19 protein-coding genes are annotated in these 17,900 nt (G+C 59.7%); 11 read left to right on the top strand and 8 right to left on the bottom strand.

Annotated features, from left to right (window positions below; genetic code table 11):
- Positions 1–5 precede the first annotated feature (5 nt).
- From NKK51_RS26520 to NKK51_RS26505, 4 genes are all read right to left on the bottom strand, one after another.
- A complete protein-coding gene (locus NKK51_RS26520) occupies positions 6–1,502 on the bottom strand; it encodes a sugar ABC transporter ATP-binding protein (protein ID WP_352555090.1) in 1,497 nt (498 codons plus the stop codon).
- Between the two features lie 81 nt (positions 1,503–1,583).
- Complete coding sequence (locus NKK51_RS26515; RefSeq protein ID WP_352555089.1) at positions 1,584–2,468, bottom strand: NAD(P)-dependent oxidoreductase; 885 nt, start codon at positions 2,466–2,468, stop codon at positions 1,584–1,586.
- A 1-nt stretch (position 2,469) separates the two neighbouring features.
- On the bottom strand, positions 2,470–3,045 hold the full coding sequence (locus tag NKK51_RS26510; protein WP_352555088.1) for a gluconokinase: 576 nt from the start codon (positions 3,043–3,045) through the stop codon (positions 2,470–2,472).
- Positions 3,014–3,751 (bottom strand): SDR family oxidoreductase, encoded by a 738-nt coding sequence (locus NKK51_RS26505; protein ID WP_352555101.1) that lies wholly within the window; start codon positions 3,749–3,751, stop codon positions 3,014–3,016. Before NKK51_RS26505 ends, NKK51_RS26510 begins: the two co-directional genes overlap by 32 nt.
- A gap of 171 nt (positions 3,752–3,922) precedes the next feature.
- Here NKK51_RS26505 and NKK51_RS26500 point away from each other — a divergent pair, with 171 nt between their 5' ends.
- Positions 3,923–4,843 carry a 2-hydroxyacid dehydrogenase gene (locus NKK51_RS26500; protein WP_352555100.1) on the top strand — a complete coding sequence of 307 codons (921 nt, stop codon included), beginning with the start codon at positions 3,923–3,925 and terminating at the stop codon, positions 4,841–4,843.
- A 14-nt stretch (positions 4,844–4,857) separates the two neighbouring features.
- Positions 4,858–5,889: an L-idonate 5-dehydrogenase gene (locus NKK51_RS26495; RefSeq protein ID WP_352555087.1), complete on the top strand. Its 1,032-nt coding sequence runs from the start codon at positions 4,858–4,860 to the stop codon at positions 5,887–5,889.
- A 30-nt stretch (positions 5,890–5,919) separates the two neighbouring features.
- Here the strand turns inward: NKK51_RS26495 and NKK51_RS26490 are convergent, their stop codons facing one another.
- Together NKK51_RS26490 and NKK51_RS26485 are read right to left on the bottom strand one after the other, a co-directional pair.
- Complete coding sequence (locus NKK51_RS26490) at positions 5,920–6,348, bottom strand: GlcG/HbpS family heme-binding protein (RefSeq protein WP_352555099.1); 429 nt, start codon at positions 6,346–6,348, stop codon at positions 5,920–5,922.
- Between the two features lie 36 nt (positions 6,349–6,384).
- The gene (locus NKK51_RS26485) at positions 6,385–7,428 is read right to left on the bottom strand and encodes a LacI family DNA-binding transcriptional regulator (RefSeq protein WP_352555086.1); all 1,044 of its coding nucleotides are present in this window, start codon (positions 7,426–7,428) and stop codon (positions 6,385–6,387) included.
- Positions 7,429–7,929: 501 nt separating this feature from the next.
- Here NKK51_RS26485 and NKK51_RS26480 point away from each other — a divergent pair.
- Positions 7,930–8,121, top strand: a complete 192-nt coding sequence (locus tag NKK51_RS26480) for a helix-turn-helix domain-containing protein (protein WP_352555085.1) — start codon at positions 7,930–7,932, stop codon at positions 8,119–8,121.
- Positions 8,122–8,528: 407 nt separating this feature from the next.
- Here NKK51_RS26480 and NKK51_RS26475 read toward each other — a convergent pair whose 3' ends face one another.
- Together NKK51_RS26475 and NKK51_RS26470 are read right to left on the bottom strand one after the other, a co-directional pair.
- Entirely contained in the window at positions 8,529–8,684 is a 156-nt protein-coding gene (locus NKK51_RS26475) for a hypothetical protein (RefSeq protein WP_352555084.1), read from the bottom strand.
- Between the two features lie 89 nt (positions 8,685–8,773).
- Positions 8,774–9,073 (bottom strand): hypothetical protein, encoded by a 300-nt coding sequence (locus NKK51_RS26470; protein WP_352555083.1) that lies wholly within the window; start codon positions 9,071–9,073, stop codon positions 8,774–8,776.
- A gap of 1,248 nt (positions 9,074–10,321) precedes the next feature.
- Between NKK51_RS26470 and NKK51_RS26465 the strand changes: the two genes are divergently transcribed.
- The 8 genes from NKK51_RS26465 (at position 10,322) to NKK51_RS26430 (ending at position 17,828) form a co-directional block, all read left to right on the top strand.
- On the top strand, positions 10,322–10,603 hold the full coding sequence (locus tag NKK51_RS26465; RefSeq protein ID WP_352555082.1) for a hypothetical protein: 282 nt from the start codon (positions 10,322–10,324) through the stop codon (positions 10,601–10,603).
- A 330-nt stretch (positions 10,604–10,933) separates the two neighbouring features.
- The gene (locus tag NKK51_RS26460; protein ID WP_352555081.1) at positions 10,934–11,164 is read left to right on the top strand and encodes a hypothetical protein; all 231 of its coding nucleotides are present in this window, start codon (positions 10,934–10,936) and stop codon (positions 11,162–11,164) included.
- Positions 11,165–11,850: 686 nt separating this feature from the next.
- Entirely contained in the window at positions 11,851–13,128 is a 1,278-nt protein-coding gene (locus NKK51_RS26455; RefSeq protein ID WP_352555080.1) for a hypothetical protein, read from the top strand.
- Positions 13,125–13,502, top strand: coding sequence for a hypothetical protein (locus tag NKK51_RS26450; protein ID WP_127291969.1), 378 nt, complete (start codon positions 13,125–13,127; stop codon positions 13,500–13,502). The genes NKK51_RS26455 and NKK51_RS26450 overlap by 4 nt, the downstream gene beginning before the upstream one ends.
- A 301-nt stretch (positions 13,503–13,803) precedes the next feature.
- Entirely contained in the window at positions 13,804–15,183 is a 1,380-nt protein-coding gene (locus NKK51_RS26445; protein ID WP_352555079.1) for a site-specific DNA-methyltransferase, read from the top strand.
- Entirely contained in the window at positions 15,180–15,626 is a 447-nt protein-coding gene (locus NKK51_RS26440) for a DUF5681 domain-containing protein (RefSeq protein WP_127291965.1), read from the top strand. Before NKK51_RS26445 ends, NKK51_RS26440 begins: the two co-directional genes overlap by 4 nt.
- Complete coding sequence (gene terL / locus NKK51_RS26435) at positions 15,623–17,077, top strand: phage terminase large subunit (RefSeq protein WP_127291963.1); 1,455 nt, start codon at positions 15,623–15,625, stop codon at positions 17,075–17,077. Before NKK51_RS26440 ends, terL begins: the two co-directional genes overlap by 4 nt.
- 451 nt (positions 17,078–17,528) lie before the next feature.
- Positions 17,529–17,828, top strand: a complete 300-nt coding sequence (locus NKK51_RS26430; RefSeq protein WP_127291960.1) for a hypothetical protein — start codon at positions 17,529–17,531, stop codon at positions 17,826–17,828.
- Positions 17,829–17,900: the final 72 nt, after the last annotated feature.

Below are 17,900 nucleotides of genomic sequence, written 5' to 3'. Positions count from 1 at the left end.
AAAAGTCAGGCGGCTTCGGAAGCCGATGCCGCGGTGATCACGGCGGATGTGGTCAGGTCGTTGCCGGTAAGTTCGCGCACGATCTGTCCGCGTGAAAACACCAAAGCGCGATGGCAGATATGGGCGATCTCCTCGAAGTCGGTCGATACCACGACAACTGCGAGACCTGCTTCGAGTGCACGGCCGATCAGCCGGTAGATCTCGGCCTTGGCGCCGACATCGACGCCAGCGGTCGGGTCTTCGGCGATGAGCAGCTTTCGGTCGGTGTGCAGCCAGCGGCCGACGATCACCTTCTGCTGGTTGCCGCCGGACAGGGCTTCGATCGGCAGGTTCGGATCGTTGGGACGCAACCCGACGGCACTGCCGATCGCCTGTGCGAGCGCCGCCTCCTTGGAAGGCGACAGGAAGGAGAAAAGCCCACGCTTGCCGGCGCCGGGATTGAGGAAACTGTTCTCACGGATCGACAAGGAGCCAGCGATTGATTCCTCGGTCCTATCGCGAGCGATCAGGCCGATGCCGGACGACATCGCCGCGATCGGACTGGACAGGTCCGGCACAGCCCCGTGGATCGTCACCGAGCCGGAAAAGGCTTGGCAGCCAAACAGCGTCCGGCCAACCAGTTCCTGCCCCGCACCGCGCAGGCCGACCAGGCCGAGCAACTCCCCCCTGCGCACGTCGAAAGACACCGGGCCGGCGCCGGCGCAGACAAGGTCGCGCACGGAGCAGATCGTCTCGCCGGCCTCGGTTGCCGCTTTGGTGAAAACCTGGTCCACCGGGCGACCAACGATCATCTCGACAAGTTCATCCGGGCTGGTATCGGCCACTCTCTTCTGGCCGACCAGGCTGCCGTCGCGGAGCACGGCGACCCGGTCGGCGATGCGGAAGATCTCGTCAAGCCGATGCGAAACGTAGATCATGCCGACGCCGCGCTGCTTGAGCGGACGGATGGCGTCGAACAGCCGCTCGACTTCGTCAGCGGGAAGACTGGCTGTCGGCTCGTCGAGCACCAGCACATCGGCCTCGGTGGCCAGGGCGCGGGCGATGGCAACCAGCGACTTTTCGGTGCGCGTCAGATCCTGAACGCGTGTCGTCGGATCGAAATCACAGCCAACCAGCTTGAGCGCCTCATGCGCCCTCGCCTCGGTCGATCGCCAGTCGATGAGCCCCGAGCGGAGCGAAAAGCCTTGGGCCAGGCCGACATTCTCGCCGACCGTCATCCATTCGATGAGGCCGAGATCCTGATGGATAAACGCGACGGGCTGGCGCTGGTTCGGCTGCGGCGGACGATGGTGATAGGGCTCGCCGCGAAACAGGATGCCGCCGCCGTCCGGCCGGTGGATGCCGGCGAGCGTCTTGATCAGTGTCGACTTGCCGGCGCCGTTCTCGCCAAGCAGCGCCAGGATCTCGCCCTTGTGCAGATCGAGCGACACGTCGGAGAGCGCGCGGGTGCCGCCGAACTCCTTGGTAATCGACCTGAACTCGATCAGTTTTTCCTCGGTCACAATGCGTTCCTCCCAAGACCGCCAAATGATGTTATCGATAACATTTCTAAGCGTCAAGCGACAAAAATTCAGGCCAGCCGATCAGTTGGCCTTGCCGTCGAGCAGGCGCATCATCTCGGCCGAATCCTTCGGCCCCAGCCCGGCGGCGCAAAGCAGGCGGTGGATCTCCACCACCTGTCCGGTCATCGGCATCGGTGTCTTTGTCTTCAGCGCGAAGGCCTGCAGCGAATCCAGATCCTTCAGCATGTTGTCGATGCGGCCGGTCGGCGCATAATCGCGGGCGGCGAATTTCGCCATGAACTCCTGCATGATGCTGGAATCCGCGCGTCCGCCTTTGAGCGCCTCCGGAATTGCCCTCGGATCGACGCCGCCGGCCTCGGCGAGTTTCACCGCTTCGGCAACAGCCTGGAAAAGCACCGCGCAGAAAAGCTGGTTGATGAGCTTGGTTGTCTGACCGGCTCCGCTCGGACCCATCAAGGTGTAGTTGGCGCAAAGATGCCGCATCACCGCGCGCGCGTGTTCGAAATCGGATGACTCGCCACCGGCCATGACTGTCAACCGCCCGGCGAGAGCGCCGGGAACACCGCCTGAAAGCGGGCAGTCAAGCCATTTCATGCCAGTCTCGCCCGAGAGCTTCTTCGCCATCTGCGCGGTGTCGACCGGGTCAATCGACGACATGTCGATCAACAGCTTGTCCGGCGATGCCGCAGCCGCGACACCACCGTCGCCAAACACCACCGAACGCACGATATCGGCATGGTTGAGGCTGAGAACGACGAAGCTGCTGGCGCGCGTCGCCTCGGCGACCGACGCGGCGGCGGCTGCGCCCTTTGCAGTCAGGGCGGCGATCTTGGTCTTGTCCAGATCGAACACCGTCACTGCTTGCCCCGTCTCGATCAGCCGGGTGGCGATCGCCGATCCCATGATGCCGGCGCCGACAACGGCGACTTTTGTTGCTTGCGTCATCTCAACGTGCCTCTTTCCTTGTCCCGGCTGCAGGAGCGACATTGAAGTCGCCAAGCCCCTTCAACGCCGCATTGGCGATCCTGTCGACCGAGGCGTCGATGTCCACGGTGACCACCAGCGGTTCTTCGCCCGGATTTTCCAGCGCGGCGAGCTGGCTGTCGAGCAGCGCCGGCGGAAAGAAATGGCCGCGGCGCTCGGCGATCCTGGCTTGCAGCACGGCGCGCGATCCCTCCAGGAATACGAAGACCACCGCCCCAGCCGCTGCTTGGCGAAGGCGGTCACGATAGGATTTCTTCAGAGCCGAGCAGCTCACGACGAGCCCGCCACCCTCCTCATGTGCCTGGCGCAAGACGGCGCCGACCAGATCGAGCCATGGCCAGCGATCATCGTCGGAAAGCGGCATGCTCGCCGACATCTTTTCGACATTGCCGCGCGGATGCAGCGTGTCACCTTCGATGAAGGCGAGGCCGAGCCGCTGGGCAATCTCGACGCCGATTCTGGTCTTGCCGCAGCCGCTGACACCCATCACGACGATGAGTGCGGGCTCAAAGACAGGTTGTGATGCCGCCATCGACATAAAGCGTGTGTCCATTGACAAAGGATGATGCCGGTCCGGCCAGAAAGACCGCCGCGCCGACCAGTTCGCCGACGTCGCCCCAGCGCCCGGCCGGCGTGCGATTTGTCAGCCACGTCGAAAATTCGGGATTGTCGACTAAGGCCTGGTTGAGCGTCGTCTTGAAGTAGCCCGGCGCGATGGAATTGATCTGCAGGCCATGCTTGGCCCAGTCGGCGCACATGCCGCGCGTCAGATTGCGCACCGCACCCTTCGTAGCGGTATAGGGCGCGATGTTCGTGCGAGCCAGCTCGCTTTGTACCGAGGCGATGTTGATGATCTTGCCGCACTTGCGCGCAATCATGTGCCGCGCCACGGCCTGCCCGACGAAAAACACACTGGAGATGTTCGTGCGCAGCAGCTCGTCCCATTTGTCCGCGGGGAAATCCTCGAGCGGCATGCGAAACTGCATGCCGGCATTGTTGATCAAAATGTCGATGGCGCCGATCGTCGCCTCGATCTCGGCGACGCCTTTGGCGACCGCAGTGTGATCGGTCACGTCGAAGACCGCCGCGCGAGCCTTGTATCCCCGGGCCACCAGCGCATCGGCAGCAGCCACGACTTTTTCGGCGTTGCGCCCGTTCAGCACGATTTCGGCGCCGTGCTGCGCCAGCCCCTCTGCCAGCGCCAGACCGATCCCCTGCCCCGAGCCGGTGACCAGGGCCCGCATGCCGGTCAAATCGAACAACGAACTGCTCACGCGCTCCTCCTGAGGACTGCCCTTCAGCGGATACGATTTCCACCGCGCCGCCGACGTGCCTATTGACATGAATGTTATCGATAACATAGTCAATGGTAAAAATGAACTTGCGAAGGAGACGACGCCGTGACCGACATATTGATGACTGGCCTCTATCCGGATTGGGATATGGAAGACCTCGAGGCGAAATATCGCGTCCACAAGCTCTGGCAGGCCGAGGACAAGGACGCGCTGGTCGCAAGCCACGCCGGCGCGATTCGTGGCATCGCAACGCGCGGCGAGCTTGGTGCAAGTGCGGCGCTGATGGCGAAGCTGCCGAAGCTTGAAATCGTCTCCTGCTACGGCGTCGGCACCGATGCCATCGACCTTGCCTACGCCAGGGCAAACGGCATTCGCGTCACCAACACGCCGGACGTTCTGACCGAGGACGTGGCCGATATCGGCATCGGGCTGCTGCTGGCCGTGGCGCGCAAGATCCCGCTGGCCGACGCCTACGTCCGCGATGGCAGCTGGCGCAAGGCCAACATGCCGCTGGTGACCCGCGTTTGCGGCAAAAGGCTGGGCATTGTTGGCATGGGCCGGGTCGGCGCAGCGGTGGCCAGGCGCGCCGCTGCCTTCGACTGCGCTGTCGCCTATTTCGACGTGCGCAAGCGCGATGACTTGCCTTACGCCTTCGTTGGCGACCTGGTCGAACTGGCGCGACAGAGTGAATTCATGATCGTGACGCTCGCCGGCGGCGACAGCACGAAGCACATCATCGATGCGGATGTTCTGGCTGCACTCGGACCCGACGGGATCGTCATAAACATTTCGCGCGGCAGCACGGTCGACGAGACAGCGTTGCTCGCGGTCCTGGAATCCGGTGCCATAAAGGGCGCCGGGCTCGACGTGTTCTGGAACGAGCCAACGATCGACGAGCGCTTCCTGAAGCTTTCCAATGTCGTGCTGCAACCCCACCACGCCAGCGGCACGGTGGAGACCCGCAAGGCCATGGGTCAGCTCGTTCGCGACAATCTCGCGGCCCATTTTGGCGGACAGACATTGCTGACACCGGTCGTGTGAGAGAGGATCACATCATGAAGTCGATCGTCATCCACGCGGCAAAAGACCTGCGGATCGAGGAGACCGATCCGGGCTCCCCCGGCGCCGGACAGGTCGAGATCGCGGTCGAAGCCGGCGGCATCTGCGGCTCGGACCTGCACTACTATAACCATGGTGGCTTCGGCGCGATCCGCCTGCGCGAACCGATGATCCTCGGCCACGAGGTTGCCGGCACGGTGAAAGTCGTCGGCGGCGGCGTTTCCACCCTCGCCGTCGGCGACCGCGTCGCGATCTCCCCCAGCCGCCCCTGCAATGCCTGCCGCTACTGCCTGCAAAGCATGCAGAACCAATGCCTCAACATGCGCTTCTATGGCAGCGCCATGCCGATGCCGCATATCCAGGGCGCGTTTCGCCAGCGCCTGGTCGCAGAAGCGTGGCAGTGCCACAAGATCGCTGAACATGTTCCCATCAACGAAGCTGCCTTCGCCGAGCCGTTCGCGGTGACGCTGCACGCCATGAACCGTGCCGGCTCGCTGCTCGGCAAACGCGTTCTGATCACCGGCTGCGGGCCTATTGGTGCGCTTTGCATCCTGGCTGCGCGAGCCCACGGGGCGCGCGAAATCCTCGCGACCGATGTCATGGACGGTGTGCTGGAGAAGGCATTGGAGATCGGCGCAGACCGCGCGATCAACGTCGCGACCAATAGCGAAAAGCTCGCCGCCTATAACGTCGATAAAGGGCACTTCGATGTGATGTTCGAAGCTTCCGGCAACGAGCGCGCCGTGCGGGCGGGGCTCGATGTCCTGAAGCCGCGCGGCGTCCTGGTCCAGCTCGGCCTCGGAGGCGATATCTCGATACCGCAAAACCAGATCGTGGCGAAGGAGATCGAGTTGCGCGGAACTTTCCGCTTCCACGACGAATTTGCGCTTGCCGTCGACCTGATCAACCGCCGCCGGGTGGACGTCAAGCCGCTGCTGACGGGCGTTTATACCCTGGACGAGGCAGTTGCAGCTTTCGAGATCGCTGGAGACCGGAATAAATCCATGAAGGTCCAGATCGCATTCTGAAATAGTCGGACGCTGCGGACGCTCATCGGCTCACCGCCTTATAACAGCATCGGCCCCGATCGCCGCCAGCGCGGCGTGAGCCACGTCGAAATCCTGCTCGCCGGTTCCCGAACCGACGCCGATGCCGCCCGCAAGGCGTCCGCCGAAGCGGATCGGCAAGCCGCCGGGCAAATTGGTCACGCCGCCCTGCGAAGCGATCCCGGCCGAGAGCCCGGCTTCGAACGTCATCCCGCCGGTGGCGGCGTTTACCGACGCCGCCGTGCGCGCCTTTGCCAGCGCTGTGCGCACGCTCAGGAAACGAGTGCCGTCCATACGCAGGCTGGCGATGGTCTCGCCACTCGCATCGACCACCACAAGACATTGCGGCACCCCCATCGTGACCGCGCGCGCCGCTCCGGCAGCCACAGCTTTCAACGCACCCTTATGAGTGAGGCTGATGGTCTCTCGAAACATCACAATAGGAACTGCCTTTCACTTGGAACCTTCTGCAGGAGCTCAGGTGCTTTCGCGCTCGACGACGCGACAACCGGTCAGGATGATTTCCTGTTCGTGCTTCTTCTCGCCGCCGCGGATGATCTGGACAAGCCTGCGGGCAGCCTGTCGCCCGATGCCAAAGCAGTCCACGTTCACGGTGGTGATGCCGGGATGGCAGAAGGCGGCAACCTCATAGTCGCCAAAACCGGCAATGGCGATGTCCTGCGGGACCCGCAGTCCACGACGCTTGCATTCCATCAGCGCGCCAAAGGCCGAGAGATCGGAAACGCAGAGCACCGCCTCGGTGTCCGGCCAGCGTTCCAGCATGCTGACAATCGCCTGGCCACCTTGTTCGATGGAGATCGGAGGCACGCCGAAGGAGACGAGCCGGCCGGTCGGCAGGCCGAGTTCCTCGATCGCCCGGACGAAGCCTTCGCGCCTTTGGCTGCCGCGGGTGTCGCGCGAGGTCGTGCCACCGATGTAACCGAATTTTCGGTAGCCTTTCCTGGCCAGCGTCTTGACGAGAAGCCCCATCGCCTCTTCGTTGGAGAATCCGACCACCTGGTCGATGGGTTTCGCCGGCAACTCCCAGGTTTCGACTACCGGGATGCCGGCGCCTTTCAGTAGCCGGCGGGCGCGCTCCGTATGGGCACCGCCGGTCAGAATGATGCCTTCCGGCCGTCGACGGAGCATCGCTTCGATCAGCTTTTCCTCCTTCTCGACCGTGTAGTCGGTGTAGCCGAGCAGAAGCTGGAGCCCCGTGCTCTCCAGTTCATCCGTAATGCCGCGCGCCGTGTCAGCGAAGTTGGAATTGTTGAGCGACGGGACCATGGCCGCAACAAATCCTGTCTTGCGCGAGGACAAACTGCCAGCAGACTGGTCGAGCACGTAGCCGAGGTCGTTGACCGCGACCATGATCTTCTCCCGAGTGGCCTTGGACACTCGGCTGCCTTCCTTCAAGGCGCGTGACACCGTCATGGTCGACACACCTGCCCGCAGCGCCACGTCGACCATCGTCGGCGTGTGGCTTTCCCTAGGCCTCGATGCGGCTGCCTTGGCCATCATGCCGCTCCACCGACCGGCTGCGGTCTGCCCAGGGAAAGCCCTAGACGCTCGGGCACACGATCTCTGCGGCGTCCGGCAACGCTCATGAACCACCCATTGGAATCAACTTCACGCAAAGACATGTTATCGATACCAAATCAACAAGACAACAGCCACATACGAGGCCCAATTGTGTCGTGGTCATGAGCACGCGGTTTGGGCCGCGGTCACCTTTTGGTCTACTATCAGGTCTTCCGCGCCGTCTTGGTGCCTGGGTGGATTCCGTAAAACACCCAGAGAGTTCGATTCCAAACGCAAAAACAAAACGAAGTAAAAATTTAAACAATCAGATGCTTAATATTTCAGTGGGCTCGGAGCCGTATCAGTTCCGTTGATTTCACTGGCTTTTTTCGTGTATCAAAATCAGAAGTCTTCCCGTATGGTTCCGCATAGCCCGCAAGAACCCGAAGATCAACTTCACGGCGCGCTCGAAATCGTCTCGAATACAATCCAATTGAATTAATGTCGGTGATGCTCGGTACGAGACGTCCGGGCGTGACGATCGCGCTCCAGACCCTGGAGGGCGAGGGTTTGATCCGCTCAACGCGTGGGGAGGTCGTCATCCGCGACCGGGCCGGTCTCATCGAGATGGCGGCCGGCTCATCTGGAAAGCCCGAAGCCGAGTACGCGCGCTTGATCGGGCAGCTTCACTGACCCTGAGGTGGACTATCAAATCTCCCGGGCAGGCCGCATCTCGCATTTAGCCGGTTCGCATCATGGGCCGCGATGCCCTTGGAACCGGCTCTTTCCACCGGCGGTAGCAGACGTCGGGCAGGAGTCGGCACGATCAAGCAGCCGAAGCATCGAGTTGAGTGACCGTGCCGACCATGCTGGGCACGAGGGTGGGCCTAATGACCAGGCCCCATATGATACTAGACAATGGCGTCGCTACAATTACGCCTGATGGCCTATGCCGGATAAAGCGGAAGTCGCATGCTCTTGCCGCTGTGCAATTACATGGAACTGGCCTCCAAGTGGCACATTAACCCTATGAGCGGTCGATTCCCAAGGATGTAGCCGCTTGACAGGTCCGCCGCCGGCGCCCCAATAGGCGGCGGAGTCTAATGGCGCTCCTTTAAAAATCGGGCTTCACGAAGTAGCGAATTCCAGTCTGTTCCGATAAGCTTGATCAGATCGCGCGCGTCCGGCTCTGAAATGCCGACTTCTTCAGACAAACGTCGGGCAAGCAGTTGCTGAGTGTCTTTGTCCACGTCCATCGCCGTCCTTTCTCATTGGCTCCTCCTTTGAACCAACTCCCGGAATGCGCTTTCGATCACGGAAGGAAAAAGCCTGCCGTCCCGGCAAGTCAGCAGCCTTCCGTGGTCTTTTTCATCTGGCCAGGAGCAGCCGAGTTAGCATCGGTATCCTGTTGACCTGGCGCTGCCTGTTTGGCGCTGCCAGTTTGTTGACCCGGAGCGCAGTCCTTGGCGGAGTTCGAGCTCGTTCCACTCGTGGTGGTCGAATCCGTCCCCTGATCGGTCGTAGTGCTCGGCATGGTCTTGGTTGCCGAGGTCGACGATCCGCCTGTCGTCGTGTCGGTCGATTGCGCAAACGCGAGGCCAGTTGACAGTGCCATAATGGCTGAAGCGAAAAGAACCTGTTTCATGATCAACTCCATATCGGAACGTCCCTTCGGCACCGAACTTCGCTGCGAAACGACGGTTCCAAGAAAAATAACTAATCGAGGCGCCCGCGGAGCGATGCGGGCCGGCCAAGCGTGTCGATGTCATGGAACGTGCGTCAGCGGCTAAGCGAACTAGCCCCCGGATTGACCTTTCTTGATTTGGGAAGCCTTCGCTTCGGCCGCGAGGCGTTGGTCTCGAAGTCGTGCAGTTTTGTGTTTCGCGCCTCTCTCTCGACCGCACTAGCAATCTTTGCCTCACGGTCTGCACGTTCCATTCGATCTTTGTCGACGCTTCGCCGGGACACATTGGCCTCCTGCCAGAAGACCGTTGAATTTACAGTTTGCTAAAATGTTCCCTCAATTCGGCGGACTGATTGTTGCCATGTGGCCCGCCACTGGAGGCAGTGACGGGCCGACCAAGGCTTACGGCCCCTGGCCAGCAGCGCTGTCCGAGGACGCTGCGCTCTTTCGAACTTACAACCTATGTTACCACGTCGGTCGATCGGCAGTGGCAGAGGCAGCCAAGTAGAGGAGCCGACCTACTTCGGTGTCGAGCCGTCCTGAACATCGTCGAGTGAATGGGCTAAACAGGGCGGATCCACACAATTGCGCCGCTGCTATCGGTCTACGGGGGCGAGTTCACAATTGCAACGGCCTGGATCATGGTGGGTCTCTCACGCGAACGGAGGCTCCTCGCGTTACCCAAATAGCCCGTACTTCGGTGCCGTATTGCTATGCCCGATGCGTTTGCGGCCGTTCGAATTTCCGCAGAGTCGAGTACACGACTATCATAGTTAATTGTGGCTGCCGGTGACCTCGCGTAATCAGAAGCTAACGGTAGCTTCCCACGGAGGATGGTATGTTACATCCAGGTCGGTTTTTGGAGCCGAGCGATATTGGGGTGCTGGCCCACGTTTGTAAGACGGTCTGCAAAGAGCGCGGTGTACGTATTGCTTCGCAGGACGGAGAGCGCATAGCTGCACACGTACTCAGGCTGTTTATGAACGGCTTGACCTGAGGGAATGAACTCCTCGATGCTGAGCGGAATTGGGCTCGACGGAGTGGCTGTTTCCAGGAGCTTCCCGTCAACGACGCAGAAATGAGAGATGCCGCCTGGTCCGTTTGATTGTTGCAGCCGAAGACCCCCGTCGCCTGCGATAGGTCGGGTGATCGGGAACCAAACATATTTTTGAGAGTTTGTAGAGCCCTTTCAGCGGGCGACTAACCGAAATGCTTCTTGCCGTGAACAGTGCAATCTCGACGGCCGTTTTGGCTGGCAGGGGTGCCAATGCGGAAGTGTTTGGCGTGGTCGACCTCACTACTAAAGCTGAGGCAAAAATCGGTCCCGTCACCTTGGGTATGGCTATTCAGTTCGTGGCCAACGCTTCGGTGCTTGGATATGACGTTCGCGGAGCCATGATCTTCTATGGCGAACCGGGCACCCCGAGTCTGAGGACAAGAGAGTGCGAACGCTTGTGGGCGCAGTTTGGCGGCGCACTTCTGCGCCCGTAATCCCCCACGATCTTTCGGATTGCATCTCAGAATGGGAGCTTCATTCTCCATCCGGTGTAAATGTTTGGCAGATCACCGGCACGACGGTCGATCCGACCAGTGGCGCAGGCTCTCACCGGGCCGAACAAACCACTAGGAGAAACGACATGGCCGACCCTCCGCGCCTGTGCTGGCACGATCAAGAGCGCCCGGCAATGCCCTCAAAGACAAGGCGCAGATCTAAGGGATTGGCGCCCTTCAGAACCTGCTTTGTACGTTTCCGGCCTTGCTTTTTTCGGAAAGTGCACCACAGAATGGGTCATTGAGGTTCTGTCTCTCTGGGAGGAAGGGATGGACATTCAAGCACCTGTTTGGCCTACGCAGCTAGCGGCCAAGGAGCTGGTTCGCGAGGCCCTGTTGGGCTCTCAACCGGGCGACATAATTTCCGTGAAGGCGACCATTGCATTGGTGCGCGAGCGCGGCCGTGACCTCCGTGAAACCGACTGCCAACTAGTCGAAATGATCGTTAATACAGCCTCCATTTGGCAGCTTTTCGTCGCGTTCGACGTGCGCGAACCCTGATGCCCCTTCGTTGGTTCAACCCGCCTGTCTACGTCAAAATCGACCGACCGGGATTCCGTCTTGGGATCGGCCATATCGACACTGCCGCCGAGGAACTATTGAAGTGGTCCAACCGTGGCCCAAAAGGCGGTCGGCGGCGGAGGCATGTCTGCCTGCGATGGATGCCAAAATGCCGACTGGTGACTTCTGGCTGCTGTTCGAGGCTGCAGCCGACGAGGAGGAGATGCTGCTACCGGATTAACAACGTTATACGGACGGGGCCATGCGGGTCTGGTAGCTATGGCGGCGGCGAATTAACCAGCGCCTTTAAGGCTTCGGGGTTCGCCCTTAGCACGGTCCCCTCAGCCTCTCCACCATGTCAGGCGGCGCCCGCAGAACGGTGACTTTGCGGAATTTCGACGCTATCAGGCGCTCCTAGGCAGTCGTACTTAGAGGTCACCTGGGGCGGCCCTTCGTTGTCTCGAGATTTCCTTACCAATCCCACACTGCAGCGTAGGGCACATGTGCTTCGCCCGCGTCCAATTCGCTCGCCGAGAGAAAATGGCCTCGACAATTCGAGTTGACTGCCGCTTCAAATCGAGCGCAAGTCCGTGTCACGAATAGTTGTGAACATCTGAATATAATCGAAATATCTTCGACGGTTGTTCCCATTTTGACGACAAGATATTGGAGATGGAGACCATAAAATGAGTGCTTTATTACTTTCTGCCTTTATTTCAACAGATGCGGAGCCACTGGCTCGTCGTTCTCTAACGCGAAATCCAACGCCTGCCCCAGGGCAAATGCCAATTTCGAATGCTCTGTCGCAGCATGCTTATGACGAGCGTTGGCTACAAGATTTGCTGTTTCGGCATCCCGAGTTGATCGTGGCCGACCGCCTTGAAGGCGGCTTCGGCGATGTCGTCCCCTTATGCCGGGAACTCGCCATTCCTCGTGCGGGCGGGACAGTGTTCGCGGATATCCTGGGCGTGGCCAGGAGCGGCCGGCTGATCGTTATTGAGTGCAAGCTTTGGCGCAACCCGCAGGCGCGTCGCGAAGTGTTGGCGCAAATCTTGGAATATGCCGCGCTGCTGCGACGCTGGAGCTTTGGCGATCTGACCGCAGGGATAAAGCGCAGGCTCGCAACCCGTGAGCCGAACCCGATCTTTGCCGCGGCGAAGCTTCGGTGGCCAGAGCTTGAAGAGGCTCCATTTGTCGATGCCGTGACGCGGTCGCTAAGACTGGGTGACTTTCAGCTCGTTGTCGCCGGAGATGGCATCCGCTCAGATACGCACGCGATTGCCGAGCATCTAAATTCGCAAGGCGCCGGTCTGGCCCAACTGACATTGCTTGAAATCCAGATTTGGCAAGCGACTTCTGGAAATATTATCGTTGTGCCTACGGTGCCGCTGCGGACCGAAGTCCTGCAGCAGAGAGTTTTGGTCGATCTCGGCGGTATGCCGCTCTATTTGGAAACGCCAGAACCTATCAGCGCCCTGCCCGCTGACACCATGGAGAATGTTGTCGATCCCGACCGAGTAAACCGGCGGGGCATCAACCGCGCATTCTGGCAGCGGTTCATTGATGAGGTACAGTTCGACCACGCAGACCAACTGGCACCACGCCACGGCGGCGACAACTGGGTGAGAGTTCCCCTGCCCGACCCGCTAGGATGGCTGACTGCCTTTCGGTCGACTGGCAGCAGAGCCGAAGTCGGCCTGTTCCTGACCTTCCGCGAAGAGGATGGTCAGGCTCTCTTTGATGAATTCCACAACGACATTGCAGAATTGCGCGGAGAAACCGGCCTTGATTTGGTCGCGCGGCTGAAATCGGACAGGCCATTTCATGCGGAGTTGGGCGTGTTTAGGCCAAGGTCAGACTTCGCAGACGAAGGCCAGCAGCTCGACTGGCTCTGCCATACGGCTAATCGCTTTGTTTCGTTGATCCGCCCAAGGCTCAGCCTGATGGCGGAGGCTGCCGAATGACAAGGCTGCTCAAATGGGAACGGCTGGCCCTGGAGGGCGACTTCTCAACCATGCCCGCGCCCCTTAAGTGGGATCAATCCGGCCGCTTCGCCCATTTCCTCAACGGGTACGAGGTCGCCGGAGGAATGGACGCTCTAGCCGGCCTTGCCATCGCAATGTCGGGGCAAGCTCGCAAGACGGGCAAATGGCAAGGCAGCGCGCTCGACCTTTGGCTCAGTTTGTTCTTCCAGCAACGCGCCCATCGCCATACCGGATCAGAAGACAATGACCCAATTCTCGACGAACTGTGTGAAGCGCTTCGTGTGGCTCTCAATCAACTGACGCCGGAAGAGGCCAAGGCATTGGCTCTGCGGCTCAAACAGGAGGCCCTTTAGCTCAGCATTTTGCGAATCAGCTTGCGACGCTGAGGTCGCTGAAAAAGCATGTATTGGTTCGGCCTAGATGTAGGCCAACAAAACATTTTGTCGGCCTTCAGCATCACTTTTGCCGAGCGACAAAATATTTTGTTGCAATCTCAAGTCGTGATAACACAAAGAAAAATGCATTTAGTTCAAGTTTCGTTCGATGGATCCGAAGATTTGGTATTTTGCGCCAAGTCAATGGTCGCTATTCTCTGGGTAATTCTCAGGAACATACCGATGTCGGTCGTTCCTGCGCTGGCATTCAGAGGATCTCATGGCCACCAACATCACCACAGTTTCGATCGACGCACTCACCCCTTACCGCAATAACGCTCGCACCCATTCCAAGAAACAAATCCGACAAATTGCCGACAGCATCGAAAAATTCGGCTTCACCAATCCGGTCCTGGTCGACGAGAAGAACAACGTCCTTGCCGGCCATGGCCGACTCTCAGCAGCGCGCCTGCTGGGATGGAAGGACGTTCCAACCCTCTCGATCAACCATCTCAGTGAGGCGCAGAAGCGCGCTTACATCCTCGCCGATAATCGGATCGCCGAGAAGGCCGGCTGGGACAAGCAGATCCTGGCCATCGAGTTGCAGGCGCTGGTCGATCTCGACTTCGATGTGAGCCTCACCGGCTTCGACATCCCAGAGGTCGACCTGATCATCAGCGAGTTCTCGCCGGACAATCAGGATGATGAAGCCGAAGGGGACGAAGCGGAACATCTGGAGCAATCGGCGGGACCAGCAGTAACACGGCCTGGCGATCTGTTCCTGCTTGGCGATCATCGACTGCTTTGCGGCAACGCGCTTTCGGCAGAGCATTTCGATATGCTGATGCAGGGCGAGAAGGCATCCGTCTGTTTTGCAGACCCGCCCTACAATGTTCCGATCGGCGGACACGTCAGTGGTCTTGGCAAGACAAGCCACCGGGAATTTGCAATGGCATCCGGCGAGATGTCCGACGATGAGTTCGCAAGGTTCCTGGAACAGTCGTTCTCACTGATTGCTGGGTCGAGCAAGCCGGGCGCTATCGCCTTCGTGTGCATGGATTGGCGTCATATCGCAGAGACCACATTGGCGGGTAAACAGACGTTCGGCGATCTGCTCAATCTGTGCGTCTGGAATAAGACTAATGCCGGCATGGGCAGCCTCTACCGCTCTCAGCACGAGCTGGTGCTGGTGTTCAAAAACGGGAAAGAGCCGCATCGCAACAACGTCGAACTCGGCAAACACGGACGTCACCGCAGCAATGTCTGGACCTACCGCGGCGCCAACAGCTTTGGCACGACGCGGATGGAAGAGCTCGAAGCCCATCCGACCGTCAAACCTGTCGCTCTGGTTGCCGACGCACTGCTGGACGTCAGCCGCCGCGGCGACGTCGTGCTGGACCCATTTGGCGGCTCGGGGACCACGCTACTCGCGTCGCACAAGACAGGGCGCCATGCACGCCTTATCGAGATCGATCCTCACTATTGCGATCTGATCATCCGCCGCTTCGAAAGGCATACGGGCAAGCAGGCAACGCTCGCCACCACGGGCGAGACGTTCGAGGAACTGTGCGAGCAGCGTGGAAGCCTCGAATCTTCCGACGCACGCGCCAAAACAGCGTCCGCGACCCCGGCGCCTGAAACTGTGGGAGGCCTGCTGTGACACGGAGAAAGAAACCTGCCGACTACTCGATAGGCTACGGCAAGCCTCCAACTGAAACCCGGTTCCAGAAAGGAATGTCAGGCAATCCGAAAGGGCGACCGAAAGGCAAAAAAAACATGAACACTATTGTACGTGAGACGCTCTTTGGGCCGATCCAAATCCAGCAGAATGGCAGGACGACGACGGTGACGGCACTCGAGGCCATCCTCCTCAAAATGCGCAACAATGCGCTTTCAGGCGATTTCCGGTCGGCGGCCCATGCTCTTCAGCTCGCATCCCGTTGTGCCGAACTTGAGGAAAGCCGGCAACCCGATGCAGAGGTCGACGTGTTCGATCCGCAAACAATGGTCGACATGATGCGGGATTATCTCGACCACAAGGACTCGCCAGAGAATGATACCGAGACCCGTTCCAAGACCGGCGACGAGGGAGACGAGGAATGAACGCTCCACTCCCCCTACCGGGCCGACCATCCTCCTCGCCCGTTGCACCGACTGCCCTTCAGCTGCTGTTGGGCGCGGCCCGCGATGACTTGGCGACCTTCGTGGCGCTGGCTTTCTCCGCTGTCGATCCAGGTGCCAAGTATTTGCCCAACTGGCACATCCGAGCGATTGCGCATCAGCTCGAGCGCGTCTCAGCGGGCAAGTGCAAGCGCTTGATCATTACGATGCCACCGCGATCGTTGAAGTCGGTCACCAGCTCGGTCGCGTTCCCGGCATGGATTCTTGGCCGCGATCCGTCGAAGAAAATGATCTGCGTCTCTTATGCTCAACCTCTTGCGGTCAAGCACGCCAACGACTTTCGAACAGTCGTCAACACCGCCTGGTACCGGTCGATGTTTCCGACGTTCAAGGTTAGCCCGCGCAAGAACACTGAAAATGAGCTGCAGACCACGCTCGGCGGTGGGCGCCTGGCGACCTCGACCGGTGGTCAGCTAACCGGCCGCGGTGGCGACATCATCATTATCGATGACCCCTTGAAGGCAGATGAAGCGCATTCGGAATCGGCTCGCAATAGGTGCGCCGACTGGGTTCGCACGACATTGATGTCGCGCTTCGACAATCCCGCTGCCGGTGCCGTCGTCCTTGTCATGCAAAGATTGCATGTCGACGACCTGGCAGGCGTGCTTCTGGAGACTGGCGGCTGGGAGCATTTGAACCTGTCGGCGATTGCCGAGCAGGACGAACGCGTCCAGACAAGTGTAAATCGCTGGCACGATCGCAAGTTTGGCGACTTGCTCCACCCCGCGCGTCTGGGACACGCGGAACTGGACGGTCTAAAGCGCCTATTAGGATCGCTCAACTTTTCCGCGCAGTACCAACAATCCCCTGCCCCACCGGACGGCAACATGGTCAAGAGGGTGTGGTTTCGCGACTACGATCCGCATCAGTTCGACCGTCGGTCGATGACCATCGTTCAAAGCTGGGACACCGCCCTTAAGGGCGACCCCTCCAGCGATTACTCCGTCGGAACGACATGGGCCAAGGATGACAACAACTATTATCTCCTTGATCTCGTGCGCGTCAGGGCAGCTTATCCAGACCTCATCAAGTCCGTCAAAAACTCCCTTTTGGAGCACGACCCTGACATCATCCTCATTGAAGATGCCGGCTCTGGCTCAAGCCTCATCGCCGACTTGGAAAGCCAAGACATCAGCACGACGCCGGTAAAAGCCAGAACCGACAAGGAAAGTCGGCTGTCACGCGTTGCCGCGATGATCGAAAACGGCAACGTCAATCTTCCGAAAGACGCACATTGGAGAGATGACTTCCTGCTTGAGGTGCTCGCATTTCCGCATGGCAGGCACGACGACCAAGTCGATTCCATGACGCAGGCGCTGATCTGGATGAAAGACGACAAGCCTACGGGAAGGTTCTATATCGGCAAATTTTGAAGTCCTGCTCCAAAATCTGGGCGCTTTCGCGAAATGTCAGCTTTGCGCCCACATAACGACGTTGAGCAGAACCCGGCCGCATCCGAGGAGCGGACATTAAAGCGAACGGACGATGTAGCACGCCGATGCCGCTAGACGATCCGAGGTACTGAGGTTGTCGGCTCAATGATCGCAGCTTGTAGCAGAGCGCGAAAGGCTACGGTCAGGACAGCCGCCGCGATCTGCACCCGGAGGGTTCGTTGCCATTGTTTTCGGGCGCCCACACCATCAGTTACGACCTTCGAAGCGTTCGGGGTTTTGAGACGCCGCAACGCCGCCGTCGATTTTCTGTATTTCAAACCGAGACAAAACCCGAAATGTACGTCCTTAACCATTCATTGACTCGCGCCCCTTGCAATCTCTAAATCGGTTCTGAGGGAACGTTCTTGCACGTTGCGTTTTGAGGCGCTTGATGTTGAACCGACTCGATCACCCAAACCTTTCCCCCGATGATTTGCAGACCTGCAAACGGGTCTTCGAGCGGCTTTGTTCCGAGCGAAATTTCGACCATACGAGCGAAGAAGCAGAGCACATCGCTCCGGCGGTGATCCGTCACTTTCAAGAAGGCCACATGGACGAAGGCGATCTTTGGCTTGCCGTTCGAATGTGCCGCACATTTCGGGAGGCCTTGGCAATGCATCGCAGTGTCGGTCGGCTGGCCTACTATCAGGGCGCCCGACCTGGCTCGGATTTGCTGAACAGCCTGGCATAGACTTCGAGTTGGCCATGAAAGCTACGGCCGTACCGATACGCCTGACCGACGCGGCTGCGCGAAGACCCTATG

It is taken from the genome of Mesorhizobium sp. M0011 (assembly GCF_040324155.1).
Lineage (GTDB): Bacteria > Pseudomonadota > Alphaproteobacteria > Rhizobiales > Rhizobiaceae > Mesorhizobium.
The sequence above is the reverse complement of the archived record's forward strand: the minus strand, read 5'-3'. Positions and strand labels throughout refer to the sequence as shown.